General features: G+C 56.1%; 15 protein-coding genes. 5 read left to right on the forward strand and 10 right to left on the reverse strand.

Features of this window, described 5'->3' with window-relative positions:
• Positions 1-100: 100 nt before the first annotated feature.
• On the reverse strand, positions 101-1,063 hold the full coding sequence (gene pip, locus K325_RS0116140) for a prolyl aminopeptidase (RefSeq protein WP_029655304.1): 963 nt from the start codon (positions 1,061-1,063) through the stop codon (positions 101-103).
• Positions 1,064-1,184: 121 nt separating this feature from the next.
• Positions 1,185-2,996: a translational GTPase TypA gene (gene typA, locus K325_RS0116145; protein WP_029655305.1), complete on the reverse strand. Its 1,812-nt coding sequence runs from the start codon at positions 2,994-2,996 to the stop codon at positions 1,185-1,187.
• Between the two features lie 393 nt (positions 2,997-3,389).
• On the opposite strand from typA, the gene glnA reads away from it, so the two are divergent.
• The 4 genes from glnA to glnG all read left to right on the forward strand — a co-directional run bounded on the left by glnA (position 3,390) and on the right by glnG (position 8,292).
• Positions 3,390-4,793, forward strand: a complete 1,404-nt coding sequence (gene glnA / locus K325_RS0116150; RefSeq protein ID WP_029655306.1) for a glutamate--ammonia ligase — start codon at positions 3,390-3,392, stop codon at positions 4,791-4,793.
• Between the two features lie 202 nt (positions 4,794-4,995).
• Positions 4,996-5,520, forward strand: a complete 525-nt coding sequence (locus tag K325_RS0116155; RefSeq protein ID WP_029655307.1) for a DUF4124 domain-containing protein — start codon at positions 4,996-4,998, stop codon at positions 5,518-5,520.
• A gap of 241 nt (positions 5,521-5,761) precedes the next feature.
• On the forward strand, positions 5,762-6,862 hold the full coding sequence (glnL, locus tag K325_RS0116160; RefSeq protein WP_029655308.1) for a nitrogen regulation protein NR(II): 1,101 nt from the start codon (positions 5,762-5,764) through the stop codon (positions 6,860-6,862).
• Complete coding sequence (gene glnG, locus K325_RS0116165; RefSeq protein ID WP_029655309.1) at positions 6,859-8,292, forward strand: nitrogen regulation protein NR(I); 1,434 nt, start codon at positions 6,859-6,861, stop codon at positions 8,290-8,292. Before glnL ends, glnG begins: the two co-directional genes overlap by 4 nt.
• Positions 8,293-8,381: 89 nt before the next feature.
• On the opposite strand, the gene ssb is transcribed toward glnG, so the two are convergent.
• Positions 8,382-8,927: a single-stranded DNA-binding protein gene (ssb, locus tag K325_RS0116170; protein ID WP_029655310.1), complete on the reverse strand. Its 546-nt coding sequence runs from the start codon at positions 8,925-8,927 to the stop codon at positions 8,382-8,384.
• 56 nt (positions 8,928-8,983) lie between these two features.
• Positions 8,984-10,354 (reverse strand): MFS transporter, encoded by a 1,371-nt coding sequence (locus K325_RS0116175; RefSeq protein WP_029655311.1) that lies wholly within the window; start codon positions 10,352-10,354, stop codon positions 8,984-8,986.
• A gap of 165 nt (positions 10,355-10,519) precedes the next feature.
• Between K325_RS0116175 and uvrA the strand changes: the two genes are divergently transcribed.
• Positions 10,520-13,342 carry an excinuclease ABC subunit UvrA gene (gene uvrA / locus K325_RS0116180; RefSeq protein WP_029655312.1) on the forward strand — a complete coding sequence of 941 codons (2,823 nt, stop codon included), beginning with the start codon at positions 10,520-10,522 and terminating at the stop codon, positions 13,340-13,342.
• 71 nt (positions 13,343-13,413) lie between these two features.
• Here uvrA and rplQ read toward each other — a convergent pair whose 3' ends face one another.
• The 6 genes from rplQ to rpmJ form a co-directional block, all read right to left on the reverse strand.
• On the reverse strand, positions 13,414-13,812 hold the full coding sequence (gene rplQ / locus K325_RS0116185; protein ID WP_022992024.1) for a 50S ribosomal protein L17: 399 nt from the start codon (positions 13,810-13,812) through the stop codon (positions 13,414-13,416).
• Between the two features lie 33 nt (positions 13,813-13,845).
• Positions 13,846-14,850 carry a DNA-directed RNA polymerase subunit alpha gene (locus K325_RS0116190; protein WP_029655313.1) on the reverse strand — a complete coding sequence of 335 codons (1,005 nt, stop codon included), beginning with the start codon at positions 14,848-14,850 and terminating at the stop codon, positions 13,846-13,848.
• Between the two features lie 35 nt (positions 14,851-14,885).
• A complete protein-coding gene (gene rpsD, locus K325_RS0116195) occupies positions 14,886-15,506 on the reverse strand; it encodes a 30S ribosomal protein S4 (protein ID WP_029655314.1) in 621 nt (206 codons plus the stop codon).
• A gap of 18 nt (positions 15,507-15,524) precedes the next feature.
• Positions 15,525-15,914, reverse strand: coding sequence for a 30S ribosomal protein S11 (gene rpsK / locus K325_RS0116200; RefSeq protein ID WP_007153992.1), 390 nt, complete (start codon positions 15,912-15,914; stop codon positions 15,525-15,527).
• 13 nt (positions 15,915-15,927) lie between these two features.
• Positions 15,928-16,284 carry a 30S ribosomal protein S13 gene (gene rpsM, locus K325_RS0116205; protein ID WP_029655315.1) on the reverse strand — a complete coding sequence of 119 codons (357 nt, stop codon included), beginning with the start codon at positions 16,282-16,284 and terminating at the stop codon, positions 15,928-15,930.
• Positions 16,285-16,425: 141 nt separating this feature from the next.
• Positions 16,426-16,539: a 50S ribosomal protein L36 gene (gene rpmJ, locus K325_RS18470; protein WP_008174902.1), complete on the reverse strand. Its 114-nt coding sequence runs from the start codon at positions 16,537-16,539 to the stop codon at positions 16,426-16,428.
• Positions 16,540-16,552 lie beyond the last annotated feature (13 nt).

Consider the following 16,552-nt stretch of genomic DNA (forward strand, 5'->3'; position numbering starts at 1 on the left):
CTTGAGCGTTAACACCGAGGGTTAAAATTCTGAAACGTCGAAAGTGTATAGAGCCCGCCTGAGCACCGCAACCCTGTCAGATCAATAAAAAGTCGCATTCTCAGCCAGCAACCGGCATCCCCCGGGCTACCACGTCTTCCACGCCACGAATCAAGGCATCCACAATGGCCGGTTCCGACGCTGAATGGCCGGCTTCCCGGATAATCTGAAACTCGGCTTCCGGCCATGCATGATGCAATGCCAGTGCGTTATCCAGCGGGCACACCATGTCGTACCGGCCGTGAACGATCACCCCGGGAATATCCTTCAGGCGCGACGCCCTCCGGACGATCTGATCAGGCTCTAGAAAAGCACGATTCATAAAGTAATGGCATTCAATCCGGGCGAGGGCAATGGCCACATGGGGATGGCCAAAATGTTCAACCACCTTCGGGTTGGGTTGCAACGTTGCACAACGCCCCTCCCAGACCGACCAGGCCTTCGCTGCCTGAATCTGCTCAAGCTCATTCGGGCTGGTCAGACGCCGGTAATAGGCCGATACCATATCGCCCCGTTCTGGCCCCGGAATCGGCGCAAGATAGTCTTGCCAGTAATCAGGAAATATCCGGCTGGCGCCGTCCTGGTAGAACCATTGAATATCCTGTGGACGGCAAAGAAAGATGCCCCTCAAGACCAATCCGAGCACGCGTTCCGGATGCGTTTCGGCATACACCAGGCTCAGGGTTGATCCCCAGCTGCCACCAAATAGCAACCACCGGTCAATCCCAAGGAACCGCCTTACCGCTTCCAGATCTTCAACCAGCCTGGTGGTCGAGTTCTCTCTCAGCTCCGCCAGCGGCGTCGACCGGCCAGCGCCACGCTGATCCAGCAGAACGATCCGAAAACGCTCGGCATCGAAAAAACGGCGGTGGTAATCCTCGCACCCTCCCCCAGGACCTCCGTGGATCACAATAACGGGAATGCCATCCGGATTGCCGGATTCCTCAAGGTACAATTCGTGGGGATGATCGACCGCCAACCGGTGGCGGGCGTATGGTTCAATGTCGGGGTAGAGAGTCAGCATGGGAAGCTCCGTTTCGGGAATAACGGAAGTCTAGCTGAGGCTGGCGAAAAAAATACAGGGGCTGCAATCTCTCATGGCACCGCCGGACGGCATTCCATGAGCGATGACAGCCCCGCAACGATTACTTCTTGTTCGCGCGCTTACGCTCGTTTTCTGTCAGCAGCTTCTTGCGCAGACGAATGGACTTGGGCGTTACCTCTACCAGCTCGTCGTCGTCAATGAATTCCAACGCCTGCTCAAGGGTAAACTTGATCGGCGGCACCAGCCCAATCACCTCATCCTTGCCAGAGGCACGCATGTTGTCCAGCTTCTTGCCTTTGGTCGGGTTAACCACCAGGTCGCTATCACGACTGTGGATGCCACACAGCTGGCCTTCGTAGATTTCCTGACCCGGATCCAGGAACAGCTTGCCACGACTCTGCAGGGTTTCCAGCGAGTAGGTCAATGCAGTCCCTGTCGCCATGGAGACGATCACGCCATTCTGGCGACTGGTCACATCACCCATTTTGACCGGGCCGTAGTGGCTGAAGGTTGATGTGAGAATACCGGTACCAGACGTCATGGTGAGGAAGGTGTTCCGGAAACCAATCAGCCCCCGGGCCGGAATGGTGTAGTCAAGGCGGATACGCCCTTTACCATCCGGAATCATGTTGGTCATATCACCCTTCCGCAGCCCCATTTGCTCCATAATCGGGCCCTGGTGCTGCTCTTCGATATCAATGATGACGTTCTCGTAGGGTTCCTGCTTCTCGCCATCGACTTCCTTCACCACCACGACCGGACGCCCTACCGCCAGCTCGAAATTCTCGCGGCGCATATTCTCGATCAGCACCGAGAGGTGCAGCTCACCACGGCCCGACACTTTGAACTTGTCTGCAGAGTCACCTTCTTCAACCCGCAAGGCCACGTTGTGGAGAAGCTCCTTCTCCAGACGCTCCTTGATGTTGCGGCTGGTGACGTACTTGCCTTCTTTACCGGCAAACGGCGAATCGTTTACCTGGAAGGTCATGGATACCGTTGGTTCATCAACGGTCAGAGCCGGAAGGGCCTCAACATTGGAGGGATCACACAGAGTATCGGAAATAAACAGCTGCTCCAGGCCGCTGACACACACGATATCGCCCGCCTGCGCCTCTTCAACCTCCACTCGCTGGAGACCGGAGTGCCCCATGATCTTCAGTATACGGCCGTTCCGCTTCTTGCCATCCGCGCCGATCGCGACCACTGGCGTGTTGGTTTTCACCTTGCCGCGCATGATACGACCAATCCCGATTACCCCCAGGAAGCTGTTGTAGTCCAGCTGGGAAACCTGCATCTGGAACGGGCCGTCAAGATCCACCGACGGTGCCGGCACATGGTCCACAATAGCCTGGAAGACCGCATCCATATTATCGTGCAGATCTTCGTAGTCGAGGCCGGCAATCCCGTTCAGGGCACTGGCATAGACAATCGGGAAGTCCAGCTGTTCATCCGTGGCGCCCAGGTTGTCAAACAGATCAAACACCTGATCGATCACCCAGTCCGGGCGCGCACCCGGCCGATCAATCTTGTTGACAACGACAATCGGACGAAGGCCCGCTGCGAAAGCTTTCTGGGTTACGAAACGGGTTTGCGGCATGGGGCCATCAATGGAGTCCACCACCAACAGAACACTGTCAACCATGCTCATGACACGCTCGACCTCTCCGCCGAAATCGGCGTGGCCCGGGGTGTCTACGATATTGATATCGTAGTCTTTCCATTTAAGAGCCGTGTTTTTCGCCAGAATGGTGATGCCACGCTCTTTTTCCTGGTCGTTGGAGTCCATCACTCGCTCGTTTTCGAGCTCCTTTCGGTCCAGAGTGCCAGACTGGCGCAGCAGCTGGTCAACCAGGGTCGTCTTGCCATGGTCGACGTGGGCAATAATGGCAACGTTTCTAAGCTTATCAATCACAACGGGTATCCTGAAGAAATTAGCGGCGCGCAGTATATCGAAAAGTCCATGGCGATTATATGAAGTTTAGTGCCTATTATGTAACCAATCGAGGTCGCGCACCATTATCAGGCGAATCCCGGCCCATCGCACCAACTTAGTGCATAAAGACGAAACAAAACGGCGCACCCCAAACCATCAAAGTGCGCTATACCAGCCCGAAAGCCTTGCCACTGCTCTGATCTGGCGCAACACCTGAAAACTGGCAAGCTGCTTGCTTTCACTCAGGCAGCCGCATAGTGAAGGTAAGGACCCAAAGCTTCTGGTAAGCTTCCCTGACCTGAAAAAGATCGAGCCTCAGAATACTGAACGATCCGGCACAACGAACGTGTAAAACCTTATGGAGCATGCACAATGTCCAAGACGATTGATTTGATCAAAGAACACGAAGTCAAGTGGATTGACCTGCGTTTCACTGACAGCCGCGGTAAAGAGCAGCACGTGACCATGCCTGCGACTGAGGCAGACGAAGACTTTTTCATTGACGGCAAGATGTTTGATGGCTCGTCCATCGCTGGCTGGAAAGGCATCAACGAATCCGACATGATCCTGATGCCAGACGACGAAACATCCGTACTGGACCCTTTCACCGAAGAAACCACCGTCAACATCACCTGCAACATTGTAGAACCCTCTACCATGCAGGGTTACGAGCGTGACCCCCGTTCTGTTGCCCGCCGCGCTGAAGAGTATCTGAAATCCACAGGGATTGCGGACGGCGCCCTGTTTGGCCCGGAGCCGGAGTTCTTTGTCTTTGATTCCGTAAAATGGAACGTAGACATGCAGGGTGCGATGTACCACATCCACTCTGAGGAAGCCGCTTGGGTTTCTGGCGAAGACTTTGATCGTAACAACATCGGCCATCGCCCTGGAGTCAAAGGCGGTTACTTCCCGGTTCCTCCGGTTGACAGCCTGCATGACCTGCGTGGTGCCATGTGTGCCGCCATGGAGTCCATGGGCCTGGAAATCGAAGTCCACCACCATGAAGTGGGCACAGCCGGCCAGTGCGAAATCGGTGTGGGTGCCAACACCCTGACCCACAAAGCGGACGAAGTACAAATCCTGAAGTACTGTGTTCACAACGTCGCCCACGCGTACGGCAAGACCGCTACCTTTATGCCCAAGCCTGTGGTCGGTGACAACGGGTCAGGCATGCACGTTCACATGTCCCTGAGCAAAGATGGCAAAAACCTGTTTGCCGGCGACAGCTACGCAGGCCTGAGTGAAGAAGCCCTGTATTACATTGGCGGCGTGATCAAGCATGCCAAGGCCATTAACGCCTTCACCAACAGCTCCACCAACTCTTACAAGCGTCTGGTTCCCGGCTACGAAGCACCGGTTATGCTGGCCTACTCCGCCCGCAACCGCTCTGCCTCTATCCGCATCCCTTACGTTAACAGCCCGAAAGCCCGTCGGATTGAAGTACGCTTCCCGGACGCATCCGCCAACCCGTACCTGGCATTTGCAGCCCTGATGATGGCCGGTCTGGACGGTATTCAGAACAAGATTCACCCGGGCGATGCCATGGACAAGGATCTGTATGACCTGCCCAAAGAAGAAGCGCTGAACATTCCTAAGGTGGCCGAGACCCTGTCCGAGGCCCTTGATTGCCTGGAAGCAGATCACGAGTTCCTGACCCGTGGCGGCGTTTTCACTGAAGACATGATCGCAGGCTACATTGACCTCAAACGAGGCGAGGTTGAGCGCCTGAACATGACCACCCACCCGGTCGAGTTCGACCTGTACTACTCCTGCTAAATCGGCGCACCATTTTGGTGCAGAGCTGAACCAGGCAGATCAGAAAGCCCCGCTACAAGCGGGGTTTTTTGTGCCCGCCGTCCCAATTCTGAGCCCGGACCCACGCTCTTAACGATATGTAACCAAGGAAGTGGGCCACTCCGTTGAAATGATCATGCCCGCAATCGATAATCAAACCAGTTAACTACCGCAGGTTATTGCCATGAAAGCACCCATTCTACTCGCCGCGGGTCTGCTGATACTCGCCCCCCTCCCTGCCTTCAGTGAGGTATATCGTCACGTCGATGCCCACGGGAACGTCACGTTCTCAGACGAGCCGATGGAAGGGGGTGAAGAGGTCCAGGTGAAGCCAGTCACCACCATCACGCTTCCCAAGCCAGAGGCGGTCAGGGAACCAGAGCAACTGCGTGAACGAATGGAGCGTGAAAGCGCAGCTTACCAAAGTGTGGAATTCGTCAATCCCGCGAACGAACAGGCTTTTCACAGCGGCAATGGCGCCGTGACGTTTGAGATGCAGAGCACCCCACCCCTCAGGCGCGGCCACAAGTTCGAAGTAACGCTCGACGGACAACCCGTGGGACAAAGCTCATCGGGCTCCGTTGCCGTTGACAACATAGACCGGGGAACACACGAAGCCGGCGTACACATTGTCGATCAGAATGGCGTCCGAGTGAAAAGCGGCCCCCCGATCACCTTTACCATCCATCGTCCGTCTGTCCTCAACTAACCCGATCGCACTCATTTGGTGCATTTGCACCAAGTTATGACCATACTCTGGGCAGCCAAAGGGCAAATCCCCGGCTGCCTGGCGACTGACACTGAACTCCTGCACCAAGCTACAGCAATAGGGGCCCGCCGCTGCGCCCAAACTGCCCGTTACCTGCCCTCAGGCTGCCCGACACTCTAAAACTGGTTCGCTTTTTGCAGCCACAGGGGTACAACCTATGAGCCGACAACGGAAACAGCAAATGTCATTCCATCCAGCCCCCTCATCCGGAAATAGCTACCGAAGCATTCTGGACAGCCTGACCACCGCGGTGCTGGTTGTCGGTCATGACCTTGCCATTCGATACCTCAATCCGGCCGCGGAAAGCCTGTTCGAAACCAGCATGACCCGCAGTCAGGGCACCGCTCTTAAGGAAATACTGCTGGACTCCGAAGATGCCCTCACCACACTTCATGCTGCCGCCATGAACGGCCAGTCCTACACGCGCAGGGAAGCCGAATTTGCGCTGCTTAGCGGCGCCCGGCTAACGGTGGACTATTCGGTCACCCCCATCAGCCTGGAGCCAACCGAGCTGCTGATTGAAATCCAGCCAAGGGATCGCCTGTTACGCATAAGCCGCGAAGAAGACATCATTTCCCAACAGGAAACCACGCGCATCCTGGTGCGGGGCATGGCACACGAAATCAAGAACCCCCTCGGAGGTATCCGGGGAGCCGCCCAGCTTCTGGATCGAGAACTTTCCGACGACGACCAGCGCGAGTACACCCGGGTGATCATCGACGAAGCGGATCGCCTTCGAAGCCTGGTAGACAGAATGCTGGGCCCCAATAAGGCCCTGAAAATTGCGCCCACCAATATTCACGAGGTGCTGGAACGTGTCCGCACTCTGGTGGAAGCGGAAAGCAAAGGGCGGGTTAATCTCCGGCGGGACTACGACCCAAGCCTTCCCGAGTTTCCCGGCGACAAGGAGCAGTTGATTCAGGCCTTCCTGAACATCGCCAGAAATGCCATGGAGGCCGCGTTCGAAAACGAAAACACACCCGGTACTTCTGCCTCTCCAACCATTACCTTCCGGACCCGCGCTCTGCGACAGTTCACCATTGGTCATCGACGCCACCGACTGGTCTGCCGGGTGGATATCATCGACAACGGGCCGGGCATTCTTCCTGAACTGCTACAGAACATTTTCTACCCCATGATCAGTGGCCGCGCGTCCGGAACCGGGCTAGGCCTCTCCATTACCCAAAGCATCATCGGCCAGCACCGAGGGCTGGTGGAGTGTGAAAGCGAGCCCGGGAGAACCGATTTCATCATCTTCCTGCCCTTGGAGGACAACAAATGAGCCAACCGGCAAACGTCTGGATTATCGACGATGACAGAAGCATTCGATGGGTACTTGAGCGCGCGCTGAGCCAGGCAGGCATGCAGCCAAGAGTGTTTGACAGTGGCGACAGCATCCTGATGCGCCTGGAACATGAGCAGCCGGATGCCATCATCAGCGATATACGAATGCCCGGGGTTGACGGTATTACCCTGCTCTCCCGAATCGTTGAGCAGCATCAGGACGTCCCGGTCATCATCATGACCGCACATTCGGATCTCGAGAGCGCGGTAACCAGCTACCAGACGGGGGCATTTGAATACCTCCCCAAACCCTTCGATGTCGACGATGCCGTCGCACTGGCTAAACGGGCCGTCGCCCACAGCCATGAAAAACGGGCGGCCAGCGAGCCCCAGGCCGACAACGCTCCCCGTAACACCGAAATCATCGGCGAAGCGCCAGCCATGCAGGAAGTTTTCCGGGCTATCGGGCGCCTGTCGCACTCTAACATCACAGTGCTGATCAATGGCGAGAGCGGCACCGGCAAAGAACTCGTGGCCCAGGCCCTGCACAATCACAGCCCAAGGGCCCGCAACCCCTTCATTGCCCTCAATATGGCGGCCATCCCCAAAGACCTGATTGAGTCTGAGCTGTTTGGCCATGAAAAAGGCGCTTTTACCGGGGCGGGTGCCGCGCGCCAGGGCCGCTTTGAGCAGGCCAACGGGGGGACACTGTTTCTGGATGAGATTGGAGACATGCCAGCCGATACCCAGACCCGGCTGCTAAGGGTGCTGGCCGATGGGGAGTTTTATCGCGTTGGCGGCACAACCCCCATCAAAGTGGACGTGCGCATCATTGCCGCTACCCACCAGGACCTGGAGCAACTGGTTCAGGCCGGGGGCTTCCGGGAAGACCTGTTTCACCGTCTGAACGTTATCCGCGTACACCTGCCCAAACTGGCCGAGCGCCGGGAAGACATACCGCGCCTGATGCAGCATTTTCTCAAACGTGCAGCCAAAGAGCTGGCCGTTGAGCCCAAGATCCTCCGGCCAGAGGCTGAAGAGTATCTGATAACTCTGCCCTGGCCGGGCAATGTCCGCCAACTGGAAAACACATGTCGATGGCTGACTGTGATGGCCAGCGGCCGTGAGATTCACATTGACGACCTGCCCCCGGAACTCCTGCATCAGGCGGACGCAGAGAATGCAGCCGCTGGCGTGACGTGGCAGGAAGGGCTGAAAAACTGGGCAGAACAGGAACTCAAAAGAGGTAAAAAAGGCATTCTGGAAACATCGGTTCCCGAGTTCGAGCGGATCATGATTGAAACGGCCCTGAAACATACCGGTGGCCGGCGCCGGGACGCTTCAATCTTGCTGGGCTGGGGCAGAAATACGCTGACCCGGAAAATCAATGAACTGGGTATGGACCAGCCAGACGCGGAAGAAGATTAAGCCTCTCCACAAAAGCACACCCCCGCCTCAGCGGGGGTGTGCCTTCCGCCCAAACCTCAGTGCTGGTCGGGCACGTAACAGACTCCGCCTTAGAACGGAATGTCGTCGTCAAAATCATCAATCGGCTCAGGCATGCTACCGCCCTGCTGCTGAGCCGGAGGATTGTTGTAACCCCCGGCCTGATGGCCACCCTGCTGAGGAGGTGCATTGTACTGGGACTGCTGCTGTTGGGGTGGTTGTTGCGGACGCCCCTGAGGAGCCCCCTGATTCATACCACCTTCGCCGCCGCCACGACTGTCCAGCATCTGCATCTGACCATTGATGTCGACAACAATCTCAGTGGTGTAACGATCCTGGCCATCCTGCCCCTGCCACTTTCGGGTTTGCAGACGCCCTTCAATGTATACCTTAGACCCCTTGCGCAGGTACTGGCCCGCGACTTCCGCCACTTTCCCGAAAATGACCACGCTGTGCCATTCGGTTCTCGGCACCAGCTGTCCGGTTTGACGATCCTTGTAGCTTTCATCCGTCGCAATTCTCAGGTTAACAACCGCATTACCATTCGGTGTATAACGGGTGTCCGGGTCCTGCCCGAGATTACCAATGAGAATTACCTTGTTTACGCCTCGTGCCATCGTATGCTCCTGATCGTATATTCGGAAAGCCAGCGCTCCATGCCAGCGCCCTGTGTTTAAGACCCTTTACCCTGCCGGACAAATTCGAAGTGCGCAAGCTGATCTTCCTGAAAATGCAGGCGATCCACTTTCAGGTACGCCGTTGACGAATCTTCGACGATCACCACGTCCTGAACCCCTGGCAATTTTCGCAGCTGATGGACCACATCATCAAACGTTTCGTCCACGATTTCTTCGAGCTGCACAACCAGACTGGTCGTGTAACTCGGCGCCGGCATAGTCAACGCCGTCAGCAGCCAGACCGAGAGCCCTCCGGCCATCAACCAGAGCACACCGTCTACTCCAATACTCTGTAGCAGATACCCGCCTAACGCCCCGCCCAGAAAGGCCCCGAGGAATTGAGACGTTGAGTACACCCCCATCGCCGTCCCTTTACTCGCGGCCGGTGCCTCTTTACTGATCAGCGACGGCAAGCTGGCTTCAAGGAGATTAAAAGCCATAAAAAAGAAAAACAGGATACCCCAGGCCTGCCAGACATCCGTACCAAGCCCCGTCATGGCGGCTGTTGCAATCATCATAACGGCAATGGCCAGGCACAGAACCGGCTTCATCTTCCGTTTCTTTTCGCCCACGATAATAAACGGCACCATCGCGAAGAACGACAGCACCATCACGCTCAAGTAAAACCACCAATGGGAACGGCTGGCGAGCCCCAGCTGATCCTGAAGCATCGTCGGGAACACCAGAAAAAGCGCTGTCAGCACAAAATGCAGGACGAAGATCCCGAAATCGAGACGCAACAAGCGCCCATCGGTCACAACCTTTCTAACCATCTCACGAGCAGGCTGGGTGTCTGCGCTGGCCTTCTGGGTGTGGGGAGAAGGCACCAAACGGGCCACGACAATGATGGCCAGAACGGCCATCACCGCTGTCAGATAGAAAATACCCGATAAGCCCCAGGCCGCCCCCAACAGTGGCCCCAGCACCAGAGAAACGGAAAATGACAAGCCAATGGAGATGCCCACGGTGGCCATAGCCTTGGTGCGCTCTTCCTCACGGGTGAGGTCTGAGAGCAGCGCCATCAGTACACTGGCTATGGCGCCGGCACCCTGAAGAATCCGACCGGCTATGACAACGTATATAGAGTCTGTTGACGCAGCCAGCAGACTGCCACAGGCAAACAGTATCAGGCCGAGGTAAATCATTTTCTTGCGCCCGACCCGGTCGGACAGCAAGCCGAACGGGATCTGAAGCATTGCCTGGCTCAGCCCGTATGCCCCAATCGCCAACCCCAGCAAAGCAGGTGTTGCGCCCTGCAAGTCGGCACCCAGCAGCACAAACACGGGCATGACCATGAACAACCCGAGCATACGCATGGCGTACACCGAGGCCAGAGCCATCACTGAGCGTTTTTCAAGCGCGTTCATGCTTACCCGTGCGGATTGAATGAGTGGTCAGCGGCGGTTAACCGCAAGCGGCGCATTGTACCAGAACCACTCCCACGACGGGACACCTGAACAGCGGACAACGCCCCTCTTCGCCCGGGGGATATGAAACCGATATAATGGATCTTTTTACCCAAGCGAGGTGTTATGGACCATATCCAGATCAAGGGCGCACGCACCCACAACCTGAAGAACATCGACCTGGATATGCCAAGGGACAAACTGATTGTCATTACCGGCTTATCCGGCTCCGGAAAATCTTCCCTGGCGTTTGATACGCTCTACGCCGAGGGCCAGCGCCGCTATGTCGAATCGCTCTCTACTTATGCCCGACAGTTTCTCTCCATGATGGAAAAGCCGGATGTTGACCACATTGAAGGCCTGTCTCCGGCAATTTCTATTGAGCAAAAATCAACCTCCCACAACCCCCGTTCCACGGTAGGCACCATTACCGAGATCTACGATTACCTCCGCCTGCTGTTCGCCCGGGCCGGAGAACCCCGTTGCCCCGAGCATGACCAGCCACTGGAAGCCCAGACGGTCAGCCAGATGGTTGACCAGGTCCTGGCCATGCCAGAAGGCAGCAGACTGATGATTCTGGCTCCGGTGATCAGAGAGCGGAAAGGCGAACACCTGCAGGTTATCGACACCATGCGCAGCCAGGGCTTTATTCGCCTGAGAGTCGACGGCACCGTGTATGACATTGACGACGTACCGGCACTGGACAAAAAACGCAAACACCGGATAGACGTCGTGGTGGATCGCTTCAAAGTCAAGGAAGGCCTGGAGCAGCGACTGGCTGAAAGCTTCGAGACCGCACTGGAACTGGCCGATGGCATCGCCCTCGTAGCACCGATGACCGGTGAAGGCGAAGAGCAGACGTTTTCAGCCCGCTATGCCTGCACTCAGTGCGGTTACTCCCTGAGCGAACTTGAACCAAGACTCTTCTCATTCAACAACCCAGCTGGGGCATGCCCAACCTGCGACGGCTTGGGCGTTCGCCAGTTTTTTGATGCAGAGAAGGTTATCCAGAGCCCGGAGGCAACTCTGGCGTCCGGCGCCATCAAAGGATGGGATCGAAGGGCCGTTTACTACTTCCAGATGCTCACCAGTGTCGCGGAGCATTACGGGATTGACCTGGAAACGCCTTGGGTAGATCTTCCCGAGACCTTCCAGCAAGTATTACTCTATGGCTCTGGCAGCGAAGACATTCCGTTTCGCTACGTCAATTCCCGCGGCCATATTATGGAAAAAGAACACCCTTTCGAGGGCATTATTCCAAATCTGGAACGCCGCTACCGGGAAACCGAATCCCAGAGCATGCGCGAAGAACTCGCCCGCAACCTCAGCACCCAGCCCTGCAAGGACTGCGGAGGCTCAAGGCTTCGCCGGAGCGCCCGGCACGTGTTTATCGAGGAACGCAACCTCCCGGACATCACCCACCTTCCCGTAGGCGATGCCCACCACTATTTCACCCAGCTCTCCCTCCCCGGCCGGAGAGGTGAAATTGCCGAGAAGATTCTGAAAGAAGTCCGAGAGCGCCTTCAGTTTCTCGTCAACGTCGGGCTGGAATACCTCACTCTGGAACGCAGTGCCGATACCCTGTCCGGGGGTGAAGCACAACGCATACGGCTCGCCAGTCAGATTGGAGCAGGCCTGGTGGGCGTCATGTACATTCTTGATGAACCCTCCATCGGCTTGCATCAACGCGACAACGATCGATTGCTGGCAACCCTCACCCATCTACGCGATCTGGGCAATACCGTGATCGTCGTCGAACACGACGAAGATGCCATTCGCGCGGCAGACTACGTGATCGACATCGGGCCAGGGGCTGGAGTCCACGGCGGACAGGTCGTTGCCCGGGGAACACCCGGGGAGATCATCGCAAACCCCGACTCCCTAACCGGACAGTACCTGAGTGGCCAGAAAGAAATTGCAGTCCCGGAAACCCGCAATAAGGGCACGGGCAAACAGCTTGTCCTTAGCGGCGCGACCGGGAACAACCTGCAAAACGTAACCCTGTCGGTTCCGCTCGGGGTCATGACCTGCGTCACCGGCGTATCTGGTTCAGGTAAATCCACCCTGATCAACAGCACCCTCTATCCCGTCGCCGCCGCCAAACTGAACAAGGCCACCAGCCTGAACCATGCGCCCTATAAAAGCCTGAAGGGCCTTGATCACCTGGACAAGGTCATCGACATAGATCAGAGCCCAATCGGGCGCACCCCCAGATCCAATCCCGCCACCTACACAGGCCTGTTCACCCCCATTCGGGAATTGTTTGCCGGCACTCAGGAAGCACGCTCGAGGGGGTACAAGCCCGGACGTTTCTCGTTCAATGTAAAAGGAGGTCGTTGTGAAGCCTGCCAAGGCGATGGCGTCATCAAGGTTGAAATGCACTTCCTTCCGGACGTCTATGTGCCTTGCGACATTTGCAAAGGGAAAAGGTACAACCGGGAAACCCTGGAGGTTCGATATAAAGGCAGGAACATCCACGAAGTTCTGGAAATGACCGTCGAGGAAGGCCGGGAATTTTTCGACGCCGTACCGTTTATCGCAAGAAAGCTGCAGACCCTGATCGATGTGGGCTTGTCGTATATTCGGCTCGGACAGAGCGCCGTCACCTTGTCAGGCGGAGAAGCACAACGAGTCAAGCTCGCAAAAGAACTGTCCAAAAGGGATACGGGCAAAACCCTTTACATCCTCGACGAACCGACCACAGGGCTTCACTTTTACGACATCCAACAGTTGTTGAACGTGCTCCAGCGCCTGAGAGACCACGGCAATACCATCGTTGTGATCGAGCACAATCTGGACGTCATCAAAACAGCCGACTGGATCGTGGACCTGGGCCCGGAGGGCGGCTCTGGCGGTGGCCAGATCATTGCCGAAGGTACCCCGGAGACAGTCGCTGCCAGTCACGATTCCCATACTGGCCGATACCTGAAACCGATGCTCTCAAAATAATCTCGTCGAACGACAGGCATAAAAAAACCGGGAACCTTACGGGACCCGGTTTTTTCTGGATTCAGAAGAACTTATTCTTCGTCGTCATCCATCTCTTCAGCTTCGATATCCAGAGGACGGCCGACCAGCTCAACGAATGCCATTGGGGCATTGTCGCCAGCACGGAAACCGCACTTCAGAATACGAAGGTAACCACCCGGACGCTCGCTGTAACGGGGGCCCAGCTCATCAAACAGCTTGGCTACCGCAGCGTCGTTGCGCAGACGTGAAAACGCCAGACGACGATTTGCTACCGAATCATTCTTTGCGAGCGTGATCAACGGCTCAGCTACCCGACGCAGTTCTTTAGCTTTCGGGAGCGTCGTTTTGATCAGCTCGTGCTCAACCAGTGACGCAGTCATGTTACGGAACATGGCCTTGCGATGCGCACTGGTCCTGTTGAACTTACGACCGCTCTTACGATGACGCATTGCTCTGATTCCTTACCTTAAACTAATCGGCGATCAACCGCCCAGAACCCGGTCATCACCACGAAGGCTTGCCGGCGGCCAGTTATCAAGACGCATACCCAGAGACAAACCACGAGACGCCAAAACGTCCTTGATCTCTGTGAGCGACTTCTTGCCAAGGTTAGGCGTCTTCAGCAGCTCCACTTCGGTGCGCTGGATCAGATCGCCGATATAGTAAATGTTTTCAGCCTTCAAGCAGTTAGCTGAACGCACAGTCAATTCCAGATCATCAACAGGACGCAACAGAATCGGATCAATCTCTTCCTCTTCTTCTACGCGTTCCGGCTCTTTTTCATGATCAAAATCAACGAACACAGCCAGTTGCTGCTGAAGAATGGTCGCGGCCCGGCGAATCGCCTCTTCCGGGTCGATCGTTCCATTGGTCTCCAAGTCAATAACCAGCTTGTCCAGGTCTGTACGCTGTTCAACCCGAGCGCTCTCAACGGCATAAGCCACGCGGCGAACCGGGCTGAACGTTGCATCCAGCTGCAAGCGTCCGATGGCACGAGTTTCATCCTCGTCCAGACCGCGCTGATCCGCCGGCTCGTAGCCACGACCACGCCCAACACGCAAACGCATGTTGACATCGCCGTTTTCGCTCAAGTGACAAATCACGTGCTCCGGGTTAGCAATTTCCACATCGTGGTCCAGCTTGATATCGCCGGCAGTCACTACACCCGGGCCCTTCTTGCTGAGCGTAAGCTCGGCATCGTCACGGCCGTTCATCTTTACGGCAACGCCCTTGAGATTCAGAAGAATCTCAATGACGTCCTCCTGGACACCTTCAATGGCACTGTACTCGTGCAGGACACCGTCGATCTGTGCTTCAGTCACGGCGCAGCCCGGCATCGAAGACAGAAGAATACGGCGCAAAGCGCTGCCCAGGGTGTGACCGAAACCGCGCTCAAGCGGCTCCAATGTAACCTTGGCGCGCGTAGCGCTGGATTCTTTCACGTCAATGGTACGAGGTGTCAATAACTCATGTACTGAACGCTGCATAGACGCCCCTATCTGCTATCGTTGCTAACTGGGCTTTACTTGGAGTAAAGCTCGACGATGAGGTTCTCGTTGATGTCGGCCGGCAGTTCAGTACGCTCTGGTACTGACTTGTAAACGCCGGACATCTTGTTGGCGTCAACCTCTACCCAGCTTACCGGTGCGCGGCTGCCAGCCAGCTCCAGTGCGCCTTTAACACGCAGCTGGTTCTTGGCCTTTTCGCGCACACTCACAACGTCGCCCGGCTTGACCTGATAAGAAGGAATGTTTACCGGCTTATCATTCACCAGGATCGCCTTGTGAGAGACGAGCTGACGGGACTCAGCACGGGTAGAACCAAAGCCCATGCGATATACAACGTTGTCAAGACGGCCTTCCAGAAGTTGCAGCAGGTTTTCACCGGTCGCACCCTTCAGACGGGCAGCCTCTTTGTAATAACTACGGAATTGCTTCTCAAGCACGCCGTAAATACGACGAACTTTCTGTTTCTCACGAAGCTGAACGCCGTACTCGGACAGACGACCGCGACGCGCGCCGTGCATACCCGGCGGAGTCTCGATGTTGCACTTGGAATCGAGCGCGCGAACACCGCTCTTCAGAAAAAGATCTGTCCCTTCACGACGAGACAGCTTGCACTTCGGGCCTATATAACGAGCCATTTTTCACTGTCTCCTGTGTTAGACGCGGCGCTTCTTGGGCGGACGACAGCCGTTGTGTGGAATCGGCGTCACATCAGTGATGTTGGTAATCTTGTAGCCACACGCGTTCAGCGCGCGAACTGCAGATTCACGTCCGGGCCCAGGACCCTTAACCTCAACGTCCAGGTTTTTAAGGCCGTATTCAGCAGCCGCATTACCGGCTCTTTCAGCTGCTACCTGCGCAGCAAAAGGTGTACTCTTACGTGAGCCGCGGAAACCGGAACCACCAGAAGTGGCCCAGGACAGGACGTTGCCCTGACGGTCCGAAATGGTCACGATGGTGTTGTTGAAGGACGCGTGAATGTGCGCGACGCCATCAACAACCGTCTTTTTCACCTTTTTACGGGTACGTGTACCTGGCTTTGCCATGTTTGCCTACCTGTTACTTACGAATAGGTTTGCGAGGACCTTTACGGGTGCGGGCGTTGGTCTTGGTGCGCTGGCCACGGACCGGAAGTCCATGACGATGACGCAGACCACGGAAGCAACCGAGATCCTTCAAACGCTTGATGTTCATCTGTACTTCACGACGCAGATCGCCTTCGACGGTGAACTTGCCCACTTCGGTACGAAGTGCTTCAAGCTGTTCGTCGCTCAGGTCTTTGACCTTGACGTCCGGCTTAACGCCGGTTGCATCGCAAAGCTTCTGGGCTGTTGTCTTGCCAACACCAAAAATATAGGTCAGCGAGATAACAGCATGTTTGTGATCGGGTATATTGACACCGGCTATACGTGCCATCCAAATTACTCCGCGTTCAAAGCTTTGCTGTGTGAATTTTCCGCCACAAAAAGGGCGCGAAATAATAGCGCCTGACCCGGGCTCGAGTCAAGCGCCACTATTCCGAACCCCTATTGCAATGTCAGTGCTTATCCTGATGGATCAGCCCTGGCGCTGCTTGTGACGAGGCTCCGAGCAGATGACTCGAACCGAGCCATTGCGTCGAATTACTTTGCAGTTACGGCAAATTTTCTTTACCGAAGCGCGTACTTTCATTGTCGACTCCAGT

The sequence above is a fragment of the Marinobacter daepoensis DSM 16072 genome, from assembly GCF_000421165.1.
GTDB classification, from domain to species: domain Bacteria; phylum Pseudomonadota; class Gammaproteobacteria; order Pseudomonadales; family Oleiphilaceae; genus Marinobacter; species Marinobacter daepoensis.

Excerpts from the sequence above, each read along its gene's own strand:
- pip (WP_029655304.1), bottom strand. The coding sequence starts at position 1,063 with ATGCTGACTCTCTACCCCGACATTGAACCATACGCCCGCCACCGGTTG.
- glnA (WP_029655306.1), top strand. The coding sequence starts at position 3,390 with ATGTCCAAGACGATTGATTTGATCAAAGAACACGAAGTCAAGTGGATT.
- K325_RS0116155 (WP_029655307.1), top strand. The coding sequence starts at position 4,996 with ATGAAAGCACCCATTCTACTCGCCGCGGGTCTGCTGATACTCGCCCCC.
- glnL (WP_029655308.1), top strand. The coding sequence starts at position 5,762 with ATGTCATTCCATCCAGCCCCCTCATCCGGAAATAGCTACCGAAGCATT.
- glnG (WP_029655309.1), top strand. The coding sequence starts at position 6,859 with ATGAGCCAACCGGCAAACGTCTGGATTATCGACGATGACAGAAGCATT.
- ssb (WP_029655310.1), bottom strand. The coding sequence starts at position 8,927 with ATGGCACGAGGCGTAAACAAGGTAATTCTCATTGGTAATCTCGGGCAG.
- K325_RS0116175 (WP_029655311.1), bottom strand. The coding sequence starts at position 10,354 with ATGAACGCGCTTGAAAAACGCTCAGTGATGGCTCTGGCCTCGGTGTAC.
- uvrA (WP_029655312.1), top strand. The coding sequence starts at position 10,520 with ATGGACCATATCCAGATCAAGGGCGCACGCACCCACAACCTGAAGAAC.
- rplQ (WP_022992024.1), bottom strand. The coding sequence starts at position 13,812 with ATGCGTCATCGTAAGAGCGGTCGTAAGTTCAACAGGACCAGTGCGCAT.
- K325_RS0116190 (WP_029655313.1), bottom strand. The coding sequence starts at position 14,850 with ATGCAGCGTTCAGTACATGAGTTATTGACACCTCGTACCATTGACGTG.
- rpsD (WP_029655314.1), bottom strand. The coding sequence starts at position 15,506 with ATGGCTCGTTATATAGGCCCGAAGTGCAAGCTGTCTCGTCGTGAAGGG.
- rpsK (WP_007153992.1), bottom strand. The coding sequence starts at position 15,914 with ATGGCAAAGCCAGGTACACGTACCCGTAAAAAGGTGAAAAAGACGGTT.
- rpsM (WP_029655315.1), bottom strand. The coding sequence starts at position 16,284 with ATGGCACGTATAGCCGGTGTCAATATACCCGATCACAAACATGCTGTT.
- rpmJ (WP_008174902.1), bottom strand. The coding sequence starts at position 16,539 with ATGAAAGTACGCGCTTCGGTAAAGAAAATTTGCCGTAACTGCAAAGTA.